Origin of the sequence: Vibrio sp. NC2, assembly GCF_025195005.1 — a bacterium.
In the GTDB taxonomy this organism is placed as follows: domain Bacteria; phylum Pseudomonadota; class Gammaproteobacteria; order Enterobacterales; family Vibrionaceae; genus Vibrio; species Vibrio splendidus.
The window spans coordinates 66,413-83,129 of the sequence record NZ_JANVFC010000013.1; the positions used below are offsets into that span (position 1 = coordinate 66,413).

General features: G+C 42.8%; 14 protein-coding genes. 8 read left to right on the forward strand and 6 right to left on the reverse strand.

Annotation, left to right across the window (positions count from 1 at the left end):
• The first annotated feature begins 95 nt into the window (after positions 1-95).
• Together NX845_RS16320 and NX845_RS16325 are read left to right on the forward strand one after the other, a co-directional pair.
• Entirely contained in the window at positions 96-725 is a 630-nt protein-coding gene (locus NX845_RS16320; protein WP_260256988.1) for a transcriptional regulator, read from the forward strand.
• Positions 726-1,039: 314 nt separating this feature from the next.
• Complete coding sequence (locus tag NX845_RS16325) at positions 1,040-1,426, forward strand: DUF6575 domain-containing protein (protein WP_260256989.1); 387 nt, start codon at positions 1,040-1,042, stop codon at positions 1,424-1,426.
• A 105-nt stretch (positions 1,427-1,531) separates the two neighbouring features.
• Here the strand turns inward: NX845_RS16325 and NX845_RS16330 are convergent, their stop codons facing one another.
• Positions 1,532-2,764: a DUF4041 domain-containing protein gene (locus NX845_RS16330; protein ID WP_260256990.1), complete on the reverse strand. Its 1,233-nt coding sequence runs from the start codon at positions 2,762-2,764 to the stop codon at positions 1,532-1,534.
• 11 nt (positions 2,765-2,775) lie between these two features.
• On the reverse strand, positions 2,776-3,993 hold the full coding sequence (locus tag NX845_RS16335; protein ID WP_260256991.1) for a DUF4041 domain-containing protein: 1,218 nt from the start codon (positions 3,991-3,993) through the stop codon (positions 2,776-2,778).
• Between the two features lie 1,259 nt (positions 3,994-5,252).
• Here NX845_RS16335 and NX845_RS16340 point away from each other — a divergent pair.
• Positions 5,253-5,909 carry a 2OG-Fe dioxygenase family protein gene (locus tag NX845_RS16340; protein WP_029223539.1) on the forward strand — a complete coding sequence of 219 codons (657 nt, stop codon included), beginning with the start codon at positions 5,253-5,255 and terminating at the stop codon, positions 5,907-5,909.
• Positions 5,893-7,128, forward strand: a complete 1,236-nt coding sequence (locus tag NX845_RS16345; protein ID WP_260256992.1) for a cysteine desulfurase-like protein — start codon at positions 5,893-5,895, stop codon at positions 7,126-7,128. The genes NX845_RS16340 and NX845_RS16345 overlap by 17 nt, the downstream gene beginning before the upstream one ends.
• A gap of 142 nt (positions 7,129-7,270) precedes the next feature.
• Here the strand turns inward: NX845_RS16345 and NX845_RS16350 are convergent, their stop codons facing one another.
• Entirely contained in the window at positions 7,271-7,942 is a 672-nt protein-coding gene (locus tag NX845_RS16350) for a type 1 glutamine amidotransferase domain-containing protein (RefSeq protein WP_260256993.1), read from the reverse strand.
• 233 nt (positions 7,943-8,175) lie between these two features.
• Between NX845_RS16350 and NX845_RS16355 the strand changes: the two genes are divergently transcribed.
• The gene (locus NX845_RS16355; protein ID WP_121603134.1) at positions 8,176-9,060 is read left to right on the forward strand and encodes a LysR family transcriptional regulator; all 885 of its coding nucleotides are present in this window, start codon (positions 8,176-8,178) and stop codon (positions 9,058-9,060) included.
• Between the two features lie 401 nt (positions 9,061-9,461).
• Positions 9,462-10,685: a sensor domain-containing diguanylate cyclase gene (locus tag NX845_RS16360; protein WP_260257006.1), complete on the forward strand. Its 1,224-nt coding sequence runs from the start codon at positions 9,462-9,464 to the stop codon at positions 10,683-10,685.
• Positions 10,686-11,013: 328 nt separating this feature from the next.
• On the opposite strand, the gene NX845_RS16365 is transcribed toward NX845_RS16360, so the two are convergent.
• On the reverse strand, positions 11,014-11,838 hold the full coding sequence (locus tag NX845_RS16365; protein WP_260256994.1) for a DUF2797 domain-containing protein: 825 nt from the start codon (positions 11,836-11,838) through the stop codon (positions 11,014-11,016).
• A gap of 304 nt (positions 11,839-12,142) precedes the next feature.
• Here NX845_RS16365 and NX845_RS16370 point away from each other — a divergent pair, with 304 nt between their 5' ends.
• Complete coding sequence (locus tag NX845_RS16370; RefSeq protein ID WP_019350596.1) at positions 12,143-13,438, forward strand: GGDEF domain-containing protein; 1,296 nt, start codon at positions 12,143-12,145, stop codon at positions 13,436-13,438.
• 124 nt (positions 13,439-13,562) lie between these two features.
• A complete protein-coding gene (locus NX845_RS16375; RefSeq protein ID WP_004733411.1) occupies positions 13,563-13,913 on the forward strand; it encodes a GlpM family protein in 351 nt (116 codons plus the stop codon).
• 299 nt (positions 13,914-14,212) lie between these two features.
• Here the strand turns inward: NX845_RS16375 and NX845_RS16380 are convergent, their stop codons facing one another.
• Together NX845_RS16380 and NX845_RS16385 are read right to left on the reverse strand one after the other, a co-directional pair.
• Complete coding sequence (locus NX845_RS16380) at positions 14,213-15,583, reverse strand: DASS family sodium-coupled anion symporter (protein ID WP_017082762.1); 1,371 nt, start codon at positions 15,581-15,583, stop codon at positions 14,213-14,215.
• Between the two features lie 196 nt (positions 15,584-15,779).
• A complete protein-coding gene (locus NX845_RS16385; protein WP_004733413.1) occupies positions 15,780-16,580 on the reverse strand; it encodes a vancomycin high temperature exclusion protein in 801 nt (266 codons plus the stop codon).
• Between the last annotated feature and the right edge of the window lie 137 nt (positions 16,581-16,717).

The following is a 16,717-nucleotide window of genomic DNA, read 5'->3' on the forward strand; positions in this document are numbered from 1 at the left end:
TCTAAAGTGGTATTAATGGATAATTTTTTATAATTTAATGTATTGGATCAATTTTTGTGATAATTTTTTATTAAATGAAGAAATGGAGCGATTTAATGAACTACTTAGTCCCGTATGAACCGATTGTTGATATGCTTGCTGACTTTTTGGGAGAAAATGTCGAAGTAGTGTTACACGATCTTAGAGATATGGAGTCATCCATATACAAGCTTAGAAATGGACATATAAGCGGTAGGGTGGTTGGAGATCCTGTGACCAACCTTGTAGTCAAATCAATCGCTACAGATAATTCGGTTGATTATGAATACAACTATGTAGGTCTTTCGAAAGACGGAAAAAAGTTAAAATGCGCAACTCTTTATATTCGTGACGAGAATAAGAGAATTGTTGGTGCTTTGTGTATCAACATGGTTGTAGAGCAGTTTTTAAATGCTAAGAAATTTATTGACTCGTTTCTTGCTGGTTATGTGCCAAATGAGGAAGACAATAGTGTTGATGAGCATATTGGAGTTAGTATCCCTGAGATGGTTGATATTCGTATCGATAAAGTGATTGAAGCTTACCCTGTGATGCTAGCTGAACTATCGAAGGAAGACAAAATTGCTATTGTTACGGATCTAAATAATGAAGGGATATTTTTGTTAAAGGGAGCTGTTGGAAAAATAGCGAATAAATTAAACATCTCTGAGCCTACTGCTTATAAATACTTGCAACAGCTTAAGTAATGACCATTTACCTCTAACTGCAATATGACGGTTAAAGTTAATTGCAATGTCTAGTAAGTAATGTGTATAGCTCATTGGTTTTATAAATATAAAAACCAATGAGCAATTCTAGATTAGAACTTAATGAAGACAAACGTTTTCGTGGCTGAAAGATCGGTGAAACTACCGTCTTCTTTAAGGATTGCTTCTGCCGCATTTTAGATTTCGAACCGCCATATCAAAATATGATCAAATAACTGTATATAAAAACAGTATTTGATTATAAGATTGCACGCACGTTTGATAGGCAACGTTAGAAAGATGAGGAACGAGCAATGAACTTACTCCCAACAGGCACACAGCTAGGTAAATTGGAACTACTGGAAGTGTATCAAGACGTCTTAGGGCCGAAGTGCTTCACGGTTAAGAATGAAAACACCCAAAGGTTTATGGTGTATTGGAGTGGGGATTACGACAACGGCCAGTGCATTAAGTGGGCTTACATTCCGGTCACCAAGCCATTGCTAGCCAGCTTGTTAAATAAAGATGTGAGTTTTCACGATGCGTTCCAACGTTCAGACAAGCTGTACTTAGCGACTATCTACACAAGCGAAGTAGGGAAGCCCGCGAAAGTCGAACTGCTAAACACAACGAACAAGCATTTAGTCAACCTACCGCCCGTTGATTTTGACATCGATCTTGAAGAAGCTTGTGTGTTTTAGTTTGCACAAGACATGCAGGCTTTGAAGACCACCATCGGACGTGTCGGAGTTATCGACAAAAGCAAAAAATCCTGCTTGAAAGCAGGATTTTACAAAAGACTCTCTTTAAGTTATTTCACTTAGTTCGAATTTACCGTCATATTCCTTCATTGCTGCTAAGGTTTCTTCCACACTAACAAAGAAGAACTCCTTACGGCCATTAACAAGATTTACTCGTTTTTCGGCAAACTGGTTATGAAGGAACTTTTCAAACCTTGGTGCGTCTTCAGTAAACGCAAATGCATGGACATCAAACAATTCTGGCACTGATGCATCTCCGAGTTCTTTAACTCGGTCATTGGGGTCTGCGCGGCGTGTCATTCCTATCTTGATCATCTCATCCCCAAATGAGGTCTTATTTGAAATAACGTACACGTAACCTGCTCTTGTTTGCTGTGCAAGTGACACCGCTCTTTTCTCTTTGTCACGTAACTTTTCAAGCTCTTGTTTATGCAACGAATATAGCTCTTTTTGCTCTTGCGTAGCCGTCTCTAACTTACTTAGTTCTGCCGCAACTAAACGCTCCATCAATTCACGTTCTTTTACTGCTTTCTCAGCGGCTGCTTCTATTCTCTTTTTTTCACGCTCAGCTTCCCGTTCGAGACGCAACTCTTCACGTTCTTCTTCTTTAATTTGCTGCTTTAAGAGTGTGTGCTCATATCCTAATCTGAGCTCTTCTACTTTTAAATTAAGATACTTCTTCTGCAATTGAGTCTTAATTAACTGACCATTTGCATTAATTTCATCGAAAGCAGCCTGCGCTCTATCTATCAATCGATTGATGTTGTTCCAATCTACAATTGCTGCCGCAGCTTTAAATTCATTATCCAGACAACGTAAACGGAGTTTGATTTCGCGGTTAAACAGTTTTTTAGCTTCTGACTTTTTGCCATTAACTGCCACGTCACTTCCCATCGAACAAATACAAGCTTCTTTATCGCTTACTAACGACTTTAGCTTAGCTTTAGTATTTTCAAGGCACTCTGCTATGTCTTCCAAATTTCGTGTATTAGTCAAATTGGTATACGACACCGAATCACTGGTACCGACTCCCAGATTGTACTGAGAAATTCGCATCTCTTGAGCTTGTAGCTTCGTTAGACCTGCTTTATAACGTTGCTGGAGACTTGTATATTGTTCTTTAATTGTTGAAAACTCAGCTTCCTTTTCGGAAGCTGGCGCATACAATTTTTCAATCTCAGCATGTTTTTTCTCAAGCACTGCTACGTCCGAGCGATAACGGAATAGAAGCACTGTCGCCAACACGACTAACGCGACTAAGATAAATGCTATTTGCATAAGGTTGTCTCCTAAATTGATAGCGGCAGTTGTGTGGAAACTTGTACGGCTTTAACTGTCTCTTTTTTCAGAGCTTCCCTGAATAACAAACTTTCTCGATACTCCTTTGCTTCTACATCGAAGTACCAATCAGACTCAATACCAAGCTCTTCCATCGCTTCCTCTACTTGCTCTGGAGATACCTTAAAGAACTCTTTTCGGTGGTTTTCACTATTCACTCTGTATTTGGTAAATCGCCTATGCAATTCTTTTTCAACAGTTGGCGCATCATCAACGAAAGCGAGCGTGTGTACGTCAAACTTGAAAGGAACGCTTGCATCACCAAGTTCAACAACACGGTCCATTGGCTCTAAACGGCGGGTCATACCTATTTTTATGACTTCCTCTCCAAAACTACCGATGTTTGAAATGACATAAATGTATCCAGAACGAGTGAGTTGGGCTTGAGATGTAGCACGCTCAAACTTGGCCTCGAGCTTTTCAATCTCTTTTTGCATGGTTGCCATTTTTTGCTCCATATCCAGTGCGCTGCCACCATGGAGTTCCTTTGCAATTTTCTGAGCTTTTAAGAGATCGGATTTACGATAGTAAATATCGTCTTCCAATTCTTCAGTATCATTGTTACCCGATTGTTTGTTTTGCTCTCTAAGCAATGCTTGTTGTTTCTTTTTGGCGATTTTTTGCTCTTCTTTGTGCATTTGTTCATCATGCCAAACTTTAAGTTCATCTTGCTTTAGTGTCATATACTGGTAAGAGATGCTCACGCGAGCAGTTTCCCCCAATTTAGCAAGTTGCTGTTCTAACCGATCAAGCTTATTTGAAGCTGTGTCGTAACTAGAGTGACGCATCTTTTTCCTAATCATGTCGAACTCTGAGTTAAACGCCCTAAGTAGAAGAGCCTGATATGCTCTTACCATTTTATTACCTTCAGAACGACTTCCCATCCATGTCCAATCCGAATAGGACTCTGTTGCGTTACCTGCCTTGATAACTTGATACTGACTCTCAACGCACTCAGCAATCTTCTCTTTTAACGCTTCGCTGTCATCGAACTTATAAGTTGGTGGTAACAGGCCTACCTTGATGTACTTGTATCTCTCATCACTCTTTTGGATTTCTTCTGTCAGCATGGAATACACTGGCTGACCATCGTTAAATTTAGTTCTCACAGCATCAATGTTTGACTGCAGATCCGAGATTATTTCCTCGATAGGCTTGTCAGCAAGCATTGACTCTTTTCTTGTAACCTCACTTTCTAGGTATTTTCGTTTCTTAGATGTTGAGTACAGCCTATACATAACCATTAGCAAAATTAGAGATAGACTAAGACTGACGTATTGAAAAGTTTCAGGGTTCTCAGGCACTTTTACCTCTCTTTAAATTATCGTTTGATTCTAGAGCGTTTGAATTCAGCATTGAGGATTGTAGTGCATTGATTTATTGAACTATTTGACTTTGCTCTTACAAATTGGCACTTTCCACAAAAATATGTTCCCACAGAAGTAAAAAGAGAAGCTCATTTTGGCTTATCTTTTTTCTAGACACTTATCAGCCCAAGGTAAACTAAGGCCTTAAATAGATACTTTATGGTGTGAGTAAAGTTAAGGAAAACAAGAGGGTACTTTCAATTGGGTTAAATTGATCCAGTTACGTTTTGGAGCACTAAAGTATTAGCTAAAGATCGTAAAATCAATGTGCTTACTAAGCGATTAAGCCTTGCTCTAACTACACAGCAATTATCACCCCACCGATTATCTTGAAGTTATCTCCATTATTCTGACCTATTTAAAACACTTCACATAAACCACATCATCAATTTGGATTAGATGCACTCCATTTGAAACTGAGCATTGGCGCCAATCAGTTGTGTTATTGACCAAACGATAGGCATTTTCTGCTGGAACTTAATAGAGACAGACGTTTTCGTGACTGAAAGAACAGTGGAACCGCTGTGTGAAAGGAAGCAAATTGATTTGGGGCGGCCGAGTTCCCCCCGAACTCGACCTGTTCCAGACGCGCAAGCAAAGGCGTTTGGTTTCTGGCTTACTTATAAATTAACCAATTTCAGTTTGTTGTGTAAATAATCAATAGCTTGGCAACTGATAGGTAGGTCGTATTTCGCTGTGCAAAAGCATAGAAATGAATGATGGCGAGCGTGGTGCCTGAGTTCATGCAAGGAGGCTGGCGTATTGAAGCGAAAGGGCTGACACAATATGAAACATAGCTTGCTAGTTTATAATATCGTTATATTTAAATTTATAGGGATTTATAACTAGCTAGTGGAGTGTGCTAGTTTTAAGAGTTGGTCATCTTTTATTCTGGTGTTATACACTGCTTTTTGATTTCGGGTTGGATTTAGTGTCTGAATTATTAAATCTGACGGGATAAATGATTGTTTAATGTTGATTTGACAAGATCTTCAAGTATCCTTTATGTAAACAAAACGTTAAATATCGAAAGTAAATTAACAATCATTAAGGAGTCGATGATGTTACATGCTCACGAAAATACCCTACATATTACCCACCTCAGTAACCATGCGGTTGAGGAGTTGTCACCATCATTCTCTAAGCTACCAAGCACAGAGCATGCGGATGGCCAGTTTCGATTGAGAAGATACTCGGTGGTTCAATTCAGTAATGGACAAGTCGTTGAGCAAGACAAACATAACTTTGTTCAGTCTGAAAACATTAATCACTTTCAAGGTGACGTTGTTCGTCAGTTCGAGCCGATTGAAGCGAATATTTTAGGCAGTGAAGGCATGCAAGAAATGTGTGAACTGTTTATTGAAACCAACGGGCTTGAAGACGGGCAAGAAATCGAAATCCATCAGATCCGCATTGCCGCTATTTTTGAAGAGACACAAGTTGCTCCAGAAGGGGTTCACCAAGATGGTTTTGACCATATCGCTTTGATCGGTGTGAACCGTCACAACATTGTGGGTGGTGAAATCATGTTGTATCAAGATTCACATGAAGCGCCATTCTTTAGAAAGGTGTTAGGCGATGGCGAGGTTGCGATGTTGGCAGACAGTAAGCTTTGGCACAATGCACAACCGATTCGCACCATAGACCACGATGAGATGGGCTATATGGATGTGTTTGTTCTAACAGCTAAGGATGCGCGCAATGTCCTTCACTCTTAATGATGTGCGCCAACAGTTTAGTGCTTTAGGCCAATATCATAACGGCAAGCCTGTGACCTTTTTTGATGGTCCGGGTGGATCTCAGGTGCCTGAGAATGTTTTAGCTTCAATGACCGAATACCTAGGGCATTTCAATTCAAACCTAGGTGGCCACTATTTTTCTAGCCAAAAGACCACAAGCTTAATGCAGCAAGTGCGAGAAGCGGCGCAAGCACTGCTTAATGCGGAGTCTTCTGGCAATGTTGTGTTCGGTGCGAACATGACATCTCTGACCTTCCAACTTAGCCGAGCGATCAGCCGCGATTGGAAAGAGGGCGATGAAGTTATCGTCACGGCGTTAGATCATTACTCAAATGTATCGAGCTGGCAGCAAGCGGCAGACGACAAAGGCGCGATTGTTCGCCAAGTTCGTGTAGACGAGTCGGATTGCAGTTTGGATATGGCGCATTTTGAATCGCTGCTTAACGAGAAAACCAAGCTTGTCGCGGTGACGTTTGCTTCGAACACGACAGGCTCGATTGTCGACATGGCGAAAGTTATCGAGCTTGCACATCAGCATGGTGCGCAGGTTTATGTCGATGCCGTGCATTACGCACCTCATCACTTGATTGATGTTCAGCAACTGAATTGTGATTTCTTAGCGTGTTCAGCGTATAAGTTCTTCGGCCCGCATGTGGGCATTGCTTATGTTGCGCCTCAATGGCTACACACGTTAAAGCCTTACAAGGTTGAGCCTGCAACCAATATCGGCCCAGGTCGATTTGAGACAGGTACGCAAAGCTTCGAAGGCCTTGCCGGTGTGATTGCAGCGGTAGATTACTTGGCGCAGTTAGGCGATCCCGCCGATTCATTGCGTTCTCGTTTAGAGCAAAGCTATGCGCTTTATAATAAGCATGAAAGCCAACTCAGTGAGTACTTCCTTAAACGCTTGTCTGATCTAGAAGGGGCAAAGCTTTACGGGAAAAACGAATTTGATTCGAACCTAAGAACGCCAACGTTTGCGATTACCTTTGATAATCACTCTCCAGAGTTCATCGCCAAGAAGTTGGGTGAACATAATATCTGTGTGTGGAACGGACATTTCTACGCATTAGGTTTGGTGAAACAGTTGGGTATTGAAGAGCAGGGCGTGGTGCGTATTGGTTGTATGCATTACAACTCGATTGAAGAGATCGACTTGTTGTTCAATGTGCTTGAAGGGATCTTGCGAAGTAACTAGCAAGAAGTAACTAACACCTTAGTGGTTACAAAATTAGAAAAGAGCATACTTCTCTCAATAATATTGAGTAGGAAGTATGCTCTTTTTGTTTGATTGAGCTTATTTGATCAACGCCAGTTATTCGAATAAGCCCTTGATTTAACTAAGAAAGATGCTTAACCAGAGCTGCACCTACTGCGTGCGCACTGGTTGGGTTCTGACCGGTAATCACTCGCTCATCAACAATCACAAGCTCTTGCCAAGGTTGAACCTTGTTGAAACGCGCTGCGCTGCGAGCAAGAGACTCTTCCAGTAGGAATGGAATGTCGTTGATGGTGCCAAAGTCGATCTCTTCTTCACGAGTAAAGCCAGTCACCGATTTAGAGCTTAATAGCTTCTCGCCGTTGCTCAAAACAATCGGAAGCAGTGCAGCTGGGCCGTGACATACAGATGCGATCACGCCGCCATCTTCATAGTGCTTAGCCGCAATAGCTGCGAATTGCTCGTCGGTTGCTAAGTCAGAAAGCAAACCGAAACCACCTGGGTAGAAGATAGCATCGTAGCTTTCTGCATTAATTTGGCTTACTGGAATCGTATTGTTGATACGGTTCTGGAAGTCATCATCAGCCAAGATCTCGGCGTTTACTGAATCCCCTTCAATATCGGTTCCGTACAATGGGCCTTTGCCACCTTTGATAGAAGCGATGTCGTACTCAAAACCCGCAGCAATGATCTCTTTCAGTGCATGAGTAAGTTCAGGCGCGTAAGTACCGTTCGCTTGATCTGTATTGCCTAGTGTTGCGTGGTTAGTTACAGGTATTAGTATTTTTTTCATGATTCGTCCCTTTGAGCACGTTTGTTTGGTTTCAGCGTCGTTGTTTAGTCATCCGCGTTTTTAAGACAGACATCAGTGTTTTTAATAGAGATACCGCTGTTTCGTTACCTGTAATACTAGTAGTAAACCATTTGAGTGATAATATGCCGAATAGGCAAAACATTATTGCTATATAGCAATAGTCGGATGTGCATTAGTCGAATGTGAATTCGTTAGACGTAAATAGGTGAAGTATGGATAGCTTTGAAGGTATTAATGAGTTTGTGGCGGTAGCCGAATGTCACGGCTTTTCTGCAGCAGCAAAACAACTGGGTTGCAGTACCAGTCATGTAAGTCGCCAAGTTTCAAGGTTAGAAGAGAGAGTGGGTGTGGCACTGCTTGCACGCTCTACACGAATGGTGAGCCTGACCGAATCGGGTCATACCTATTATCAGCAGTGTAGAGATTTGGTCATTGGGCTTCAGCAAGCGAACGAGCAAGTGACTTCTCAGCAGGCTCAGCTTAGCGGTACTTTGCGTGTGAGTGCCGCAGGCGCGTTTGCAGAAAACCATGTCGCGGCGGCGCTGATGGCATTTGCTAAAGATCATCCTGAGCTCACCATAGAAATGAATTTCAATACCAAGATGGTTAACTTCATCGAAGATGGCATCGATTTCGCGATTCGTTATGGCCGATTGGATGATTCAGGATTGGTGGCAAGAAAGCTCGTCGATCGCCCGATGGCGGCAGCAGCCAGTAAAGACTACATAGAGCAATTTGGTACGCCGACTCATCCAGAGCAGTTAAAAATGCACAGCTGTATTATCGCCAACAGTGATCAGTGGCTATTTGAGAAAGAGGGCAAGCCGTTGAATGCAGTGCGAGTGCATGGGCGCTGGCGCAGCAACAATTCGAGTGCAGTACTGAAAGCATGTGAAGAGGGGCTTGGTGTTGTCTACCTACCTAAGAGCAGCTTCAATGGTGGCCTTAGTAATGGAAAGCTTGTCCCGGTGCTAGAAGAGTATTGGGGAGCGGGAACCAGCAGTTGGGTCGTATATCAAAACCGCCGTTTTTTACCCCAGAGAGCAAGATTAGCGATCGACTTCTTAGTCGCTTACTTTTCGGATTGGAATGAATAACCGACAAGGTTTCAAGCTAACAGCCAACAAGATAGAAGTGAATAATAAAAGGATTTCAAAAGAGTCGTGATTAGCTCTAGCTATCGATTTTAGAGCGGAAAACAGAAAAGCTAATGCTTACATAGATATACGTTATCTTTTTTTGTTTTTTGACGCGAGTAATAGGATTGAGATACTTGTCTACTTTTAGTGACTCGTGTTAGCGATAGAATTGTAGAGAAGCCCGTAGCAGTACGATATACTAGATACCATATTAATGCCCCTAACGCGTGAAAGATTGTGTGGAAGCGTTGGCAGGATGTGTTGTTATGCTCCAGTTTGTGGAGTATAGCGAGAGTGCGGAGTTGGCAATGTCTTCAATAAATTTCGAATCCACGTACGGTGTAATAACTATTCAAGATATGAATGTAGTTAGTGTTGACGCTAATTATGCTCGCATCTATGGATACCCATCACCCGAAGAACTACTTACTAATATAGATAGCTTCCTAGATCTAATCTCAGAAGAATACCATGTTTTAGCCTATCAAAATTACCTTGAAACGATCAGTGGTCAACGCGATCCGCAGGTCCACACCTATGTTAATGTTGATCGCAATGGTCGAGAGTTCACAGTGTTCTCTATTGACCATGTGACAGAGTGGCAAGGTCGGCCAGCACTGCAAGTCACGGTGATCGACCTTTCCCCTGCGATCCAGCTACAAAATGCGGTGCGTGAACAAGATAAGATGTATCACGATATGATCATGCAATCAGGGCAGGGCATCTTGGTTCACCGAGAGTTCAAACCGCTGATGGTCAATCAATCGTGGGTTAAAATGCAGGGTGGTTCTTCCATAGAAGAAGTTTTAAAGCTGGACTCTATCCTTACATTGGTGCCAAAGCAGAATACGGATGGCATCAGTAAGCACTATCAAGCGATCGTGTCGGGTGAATTGTCGGGAACCAGCACTGTGGTTGAAAACATTGGGTTCGATGGCATTCATCGATTCTTCAATATTTACGATAATGCGATTACTTGGCAAGGTCAGCCGGCCGTTCAGGTTGTGCTCGAAGATGTGACTCAAAAGGTGATGTTGGAAAAGCAATTGGTTCATCAAGCGAATTACGATGAAATGACTGACTTACTCAATCGCAGAGCGATTTATGAGTGGTTAAGGGAACATATTGCCTCTGATACTCATGTCGTTAGTATGCTGCTTGATATCGATGACTTTAAATCGATCAATGATACTTACGGCCATATGGTGGGCGATGAGGTTATTTGCGCATTGGCCAACATTACTAAACGTAATGTTGAGAGAGTGGGTGGTGTGGCAGGCCGCTGGGGTGGAGAAGAGTTTATTCTCTTTATTCCCAATGCGTCACCTAACGTTTCGCGAGAAGTTTCTGATCAGATCCGACAGCAATTTAATCAGGTCGAGTTCAAAGTGGGCGAACAGATTCGTTTTAATGTGAGTGTGAGTATCGGAGTGAGTGATAGTCGCTCTTGCGAAGAGAAAGTGTCCATCGATGCACTCGTCAACCTCACAGACCAATCTTTGTATCGAGCCAAAGCGAATGGAAAGAACTGCGTGTGCGGAGAAGTGTTTGCCAGCGATATAAGCCAAGCATTACCGCACTAAACGACTTCAATCTATTGAGTAAACTCGATCAATTTAGAAGCATAAGTAATAAATCTAGAAGCACAAGCAATCAATTTAGAAGTATAAGCAATAAATCTAGCAACATAAGTAATAAATCTAGAAGCTTAAGCTATAAATCTAGAAGCATAAAAATAAAGCTAACTAGGGTGTCACCCCGTTATAATGTTTGGTCATGATACAAAAATGCCCTCAAGCAATTGCTGAGGGCATTTTAGTTTTAGCTCATCAAAGCCGTTTAGCTTTCACCGATCAAAACCGTTTAGCTTTGGTTTATCAAAATAGCGAACATCTCAAAACCGTTGGCTTACTAAGCAGAAACTTCTACTTCGTAAGAGCCAAATTTACGGATGTTAATCACACCAGTATCCAAGATAAGGTATTGGCCTTTAATACCTTGCAGCACGCCAGATACTTCAGGGTTCTTATCAAAGTTATGAGAAACAATCTTCACTGGGTGTTGCTCAACTGGGTAGCTCAGTGAAGTGATGTTTTCGCTCAGAATCTCGATTGCATCGTCGCCAAACTTCGCTCTGATCTCTTGAATCTTATCTTCTACTAGTGGCAATAGTTCTTTGGCTTTTTCTACCAACTCCATATCGTCACCGTCGCCTTTTAGCAACGTGCGCCAGTTGGTTTTGTCGGCAATGTGTTTGGCTAACTCAACTTCAATCAGGCCAGAAATCTGACGAGTTTTCACTTTCAAGATTGGTAGGCCTTGAGTAGCACCTTGGTCAATCCAGCGAGTCGGGATTTGAGTATGACGAGTGATACCCACTTTAAGGCTTGATGTGTTCGATAGGTAAACGAAGTGATCAACCATGCAGTTCGCTTCGCCCCATTCAGGCTCACGACAAGTACCTTCATCGTAGTGGCAAGTTTCTGGCTTCATGATGCACATGTCGCAGCTTGCTAGCTTTCTCATGCACACAAAGCAGTGGCCTTGAGAGTAGCTTTTCTTGGTTTTCTTGCCACACGAGCAGCAAAAAATATTACCGGTGTGAGTGAGGTTGATGGTTTTACCAATCAGAGGGTTTAGCTCTACAAACTCTTCACCGATAGGTAAACGGTAGGTAACCGCACCATCGAGCGAAGCACTCATTTTCTTGAGTGTTCCTTTTGCTAATAAAGACATGACATTACTCGTTGTATTTTGATTATTATTTCGTCGACTCGGACGCTCTGTAAGCAGGCGCTACGGTTAACGATGATTATGCGATGAGTATAACAAATAGAGTCCGTTTTAATACGCAATATTACTTGATTATTGCGATGGATAATTGATGAGTAAACGCTCGCTCAAAATTATGGTATGACATTTTGTTCAGGCGTGATATAACGTTTTTTAGTAAATTATTGGTATTAAGATCACTAATTTACCTAACTTATTTTTTATCGTGAAATCCCAACTATAGGGACCTTAAGCCGGAAGCTTAGACGTGAAGTGGATCCATAAAATAGTCATCTTTTTAGTTATCACGACGCTGGCGATTGTCCAGTATTACCGTGTGAGCGGAAATCGTGTGATAACGGCAATTACGCCGGATAAATATGAGTTTATCGCGACCAGCGATCAAGTGGATAGAGGCGTCAGTACGTCCCAATTATCTTATCAAAATGGCCAGTATATTCTCGACTGTGAGCTTAAAAAGTCTGAGTATCCGTGGCCTTATTGCGGCCTATCGATTCGTATCAACCCAGACATTACCACTGGCCTTGACCTTTCTCAGTACCACACCTTTAGAGTCAATATTGATTACCATGCGGAGGCCGATTCTAGCGGTCGTTTGCGAACTTACCTGCGTAATTACAATCCTGCTTATTCGGTTCCTGATGACGAGTACACGCATAAGTACAACGGAATGGAGTTTTCTCCTGGCGTGGATGGTGGTGTGATTGAGATTCCGATCAAAAACCTGCAAGTAATGACATGGTGGTTAGCGGATAACGAGATTGCGCTAGAGCATTCAGCGCCTGAGTATTCGAATGTGAATATGGTCGAGTTTGCTACCGCGTCTGGTGCGAAACTGGGTCACCACAGAATAGTCATCCGCAGTATTGAGTTCGAGGGATCTTATATTTCAGGCGAAAGCTTGTTCCTTATCTTACTGTTTGTTTGGGTTGGCACGGGCACCGTATTCTTATTGTCTGAGTTAAACCGTTCAAGAAAACGTATGGTGCTTGCAGAGAAAAGACATCATCACTTAAAGAACGTCAATCGAGCACTGAGAGAGCAAAACTTTGAGTTTTCAGAAAAGGCTCATCGTGATGAACTGACTGGGATTCTCAACCGACACGCGATTCGTGATTGGCTAAAAATGCAGTCTCAGCAGGTAAAGCAGGGGCATGGAAAGCTGAGTATGTTGTATCTCGACATTGACTACTTCAAGAGCGTCAACGATAAATACGGACACCAAATGGGTGATCATATTTTACGAGAATTCAGCATGGTGGTCGGCAGTTCGATCAGCGCGACAGATAAATTGGTGCGCTGGGGTGGTGAAGAGTTCATTGTTTTTTGCCCGGAGACTGATCTTGGCGAAGCACAAAGAAAGGCCGAGAAAATCCGACTTTTAGTCAGCCAGCACCTTTGGGTTCATGGCGATCCACTCACTTGCAGTATCGGTATTGCTGAGATGAAACAAGAGCGGGTGACAGAGACCATTGCTCGCGCTGATGAAGCTCTATATCAAGCGAAGCATTCAGGCCGAAATCAGGTGATCTTGAGTCACTAATCTGAAAATTGTTCTGGTTAGTTTATAAGCCACACGTGCATATGCGACGTGTGGCATTTTTATGGGCGCTATATGAGTTTACCCTCTAGAGCCTTTGTTGATTTGCTTGGACAACGTATAAAAAATGATTTCACTGTTCTTTAAATGTTTGCTTGGTGCGGCGGCTGTTCTGTTGATTGCGCTGCTGTCGAAAAGTAAGAGCTTTTACATCGCAGGCTTAGTGCCGTTGTTTCCAACCTTTGCTCTGATTGCTCACTACATTGTTGGCACGGAACAAACCATGGTGGAGTTACGTACCACGGCACTCTTTGGCTTGTTCTCGCTTGTGCCATACGCGGCTTATCTTGGCGCGGTTTATGTGTTCAGTTATCGCTACAATTTGGTATCGACGCTTTCTTTAGCCACTGTCGTTTGGGTTATGTGTGCTTCTATGCTGCTGTTAGGTTGGACGCGTTTGGTGCCAAGTGTGGCGTGAGAGCCAGATTTTAGAACGGTAATGAGTGCTTGGTAGTTGATACAGAAAAGGTGACAAGCTGACACAAAAAAGGTGGCGCGGGGCCACAAAAAGGGAAAAGCGTTTCTTGTTTTTAGATGCCCGTTTAGCTGGTTTTGTTAGTTAAACTGGTCTTGTTAGTTAAACTGATCTTGCTAGCTGAGCGGGCATTTTTGTACTGGTTGAGCCGGGGGAAGCTGCAACCAGATGTTTTTGAGTGTGGGGGGGGGGCATTCCTATAAGCTCTTGTCTATAAACATAAGTCTATAGGGCGTTAGTGCTTACCAGAAGATCCACGCGAACAGTGTTAGTACTAGGATACAAACTAGGTTCAGCACCATACCGACTCGCATCATTTCTTTTTGTTTGATGTGACCAGAGCCAAATACAATCGCATTAGGTGGTGTCGCGACTGGTAGCATGAAGGCACAAGATGCGGCAATCGCAATCAGTGCAGATAAGATAACAGGTGACATACCCAGCGCTTCAGCAATGGTTGCAAATACAGGGACAAGCAATGCCGCACTCGCTGTGTTACTCGCAAACTCCGTTAGGAATACCACGAACGCTACTACGGCTAGAATCGTAAGAAGTACACCTGCTGTTTCTAAAAATCCGCTTAGTGAGTGTGCTAGGAATACGCTGGTTCCAGTCGCTTTAAGAATGTTACTTAAACAGATACCGCCACCGAACAGGATAAGCACACCCCAATCCGTTGTCTTCTCAACGTCTTTCCATTCAACCGCTCTAGAAGCGCCAAGCAGTACAATGGCACCAATCGCTACCAAGCTATCAAACTTAGAGAATCCGCCAATCATTGCGTTGATTGGTTTTCCGAATATCCAAAGCGTTACGGTTAAAAGGAAGATAGACAGTGTGATTTTTTTGCTGTTTGTCCACTCTACAGGAGCGTGGTCTAGCTCAAATTTATGGTCGAGCTTTGGCTTAGTCATCACGTACAGGACAACCATTGTGATTGGCAATAAGATCATTGAGATAGGCAGACCTAGCGCCATCCATTCTGTGAAACTTAAACCAACTTCTGCGGCAGCAATTGCGTTTGGTGGGCTACCCACTAAGGTTGCGATACCACCGATTGAAGCACAGTAAGCGATACCCAATAGTACGAACACGTAGGTGTTACGGTCTTCACTTTGGTCAACTTTGTTCATGATGCCTAGAACAAGAGGAAGCATCATTGCTGTGGTGGCTGTGTTTGAGATCCACATTGATAGACCCGCACTCACACCGAACAGCATGAACACGGCGACTGACATTCTGCCTTTTGCAATCAACAGTACTTTGTCAGCAATCGCTTTATCTAACTCTTGCTTGTTCAGCGCGGCTGCCAATGCGAAGCCACCCATGAACAAGAAGATGATTGGGTTCGAAAAGTTAGCCAGCGCAGCGGGCGTGTTGAATACACCAAACAAGACAGCCAATAGGGGAACGAGCAAAGCGGTGATACTGACGTGAATCGCTTCTGTTAACCATAAAATGGCAACGAACACGAGAATACTCAAACCCGTATTCACTTGTGATTCGAAAGGAAGATTATTGAGCAAAAGTGCAAATAACGTGAAATTACCAATTAATATCATGCTGTTGCGGGTAAACAACCAGTGTTTCAGTGTAGTAACAAGTGCCGTCATAAGACGCTCCTTTTGTTATCCTCGTTTTATTGGTGCACGACTTCATTGAGTCGTGCTTATTATTTTCGAGGTATATAGCTTGATGTAGGGTCAGACTTTGTTGGAAGAATGTTACTCAAGTTAATAAAGGAGTGTTGGTGTGTTTTTGCTTAACAATGGGGAAGTGTGAGGCAACAAATTCAAAATGTGTAGTTTTCTACACATCGGTCTCTGCTGGTTCTAAAATAGGGCTTGCTGTAGGGTCTACAACAGGGTTTACAGTGGGGTCAGTAATAGGGTTTGGAATCGGAAATGATTCCGGTTTTGGACTCGGTTGAATCGGCTCTTTAGGTCCAAGGAACTTTGGCGTTGTCCCCATAATATACAGATCAAGGAATGCTTTGGTGCGCGCAAACACTTCACGTAAACGTATTGAGGTTCCCGAATGGTGGGTTGGCCCTGAAACTGCCAAACACTGCGCATGAATATCGTAAGAATTAGCGATGAATAGCGCTCTTTCACAGTGGAATTTCTGAGTGATGATCAGAAAATTATCAGTATCGAATATCTTTTTAGCGCGAACAATCGAGTCCAAGGTTCTAAACCCCGCGTAATCTAGATTGATGCGTTCATCGGGGACACCCGCTTTCAACAAGTCGCGTTTCATCGTCCACGGCTCATTGTAAGAGCGATGAGCGTTATCGCCACTCAGTAGAAATTGGTCAACTTTTTCACGATCGAACAGCTCAATCGCGGCTTCGATTCGGTGTTTATAATAGTCGTTGAGTGTTCTACCCAAATATTTGCTCGTGCCAAGCACAACCGCGACCTCAAGCTCGGGCACGTCATCAATATCGTAGATGATGCGATCTTCCGCTTGCCATGAAACCCAATAATCGATCGCAATAACCGCAGCGCTGCCAACTAAGAACACGAGGAAAGCGCCAAACAGAAAACCTTGCAGTTTTTTGTAAGCTTTTAATAAGTAGCTACGGAAAATGTGAGAATCAAATTTCACTCTCGGTATGGTCCTTTGACTGAGCATTAATTTTTGAGTGCTCGATAATACCAAATAAAAATGAGAAAAATCAGTTAAAAAGACAAGACAGTGTAAAGAAAAAAGCCCCTGCAGTTGCAGAGGCTCTTGTAAGAGTA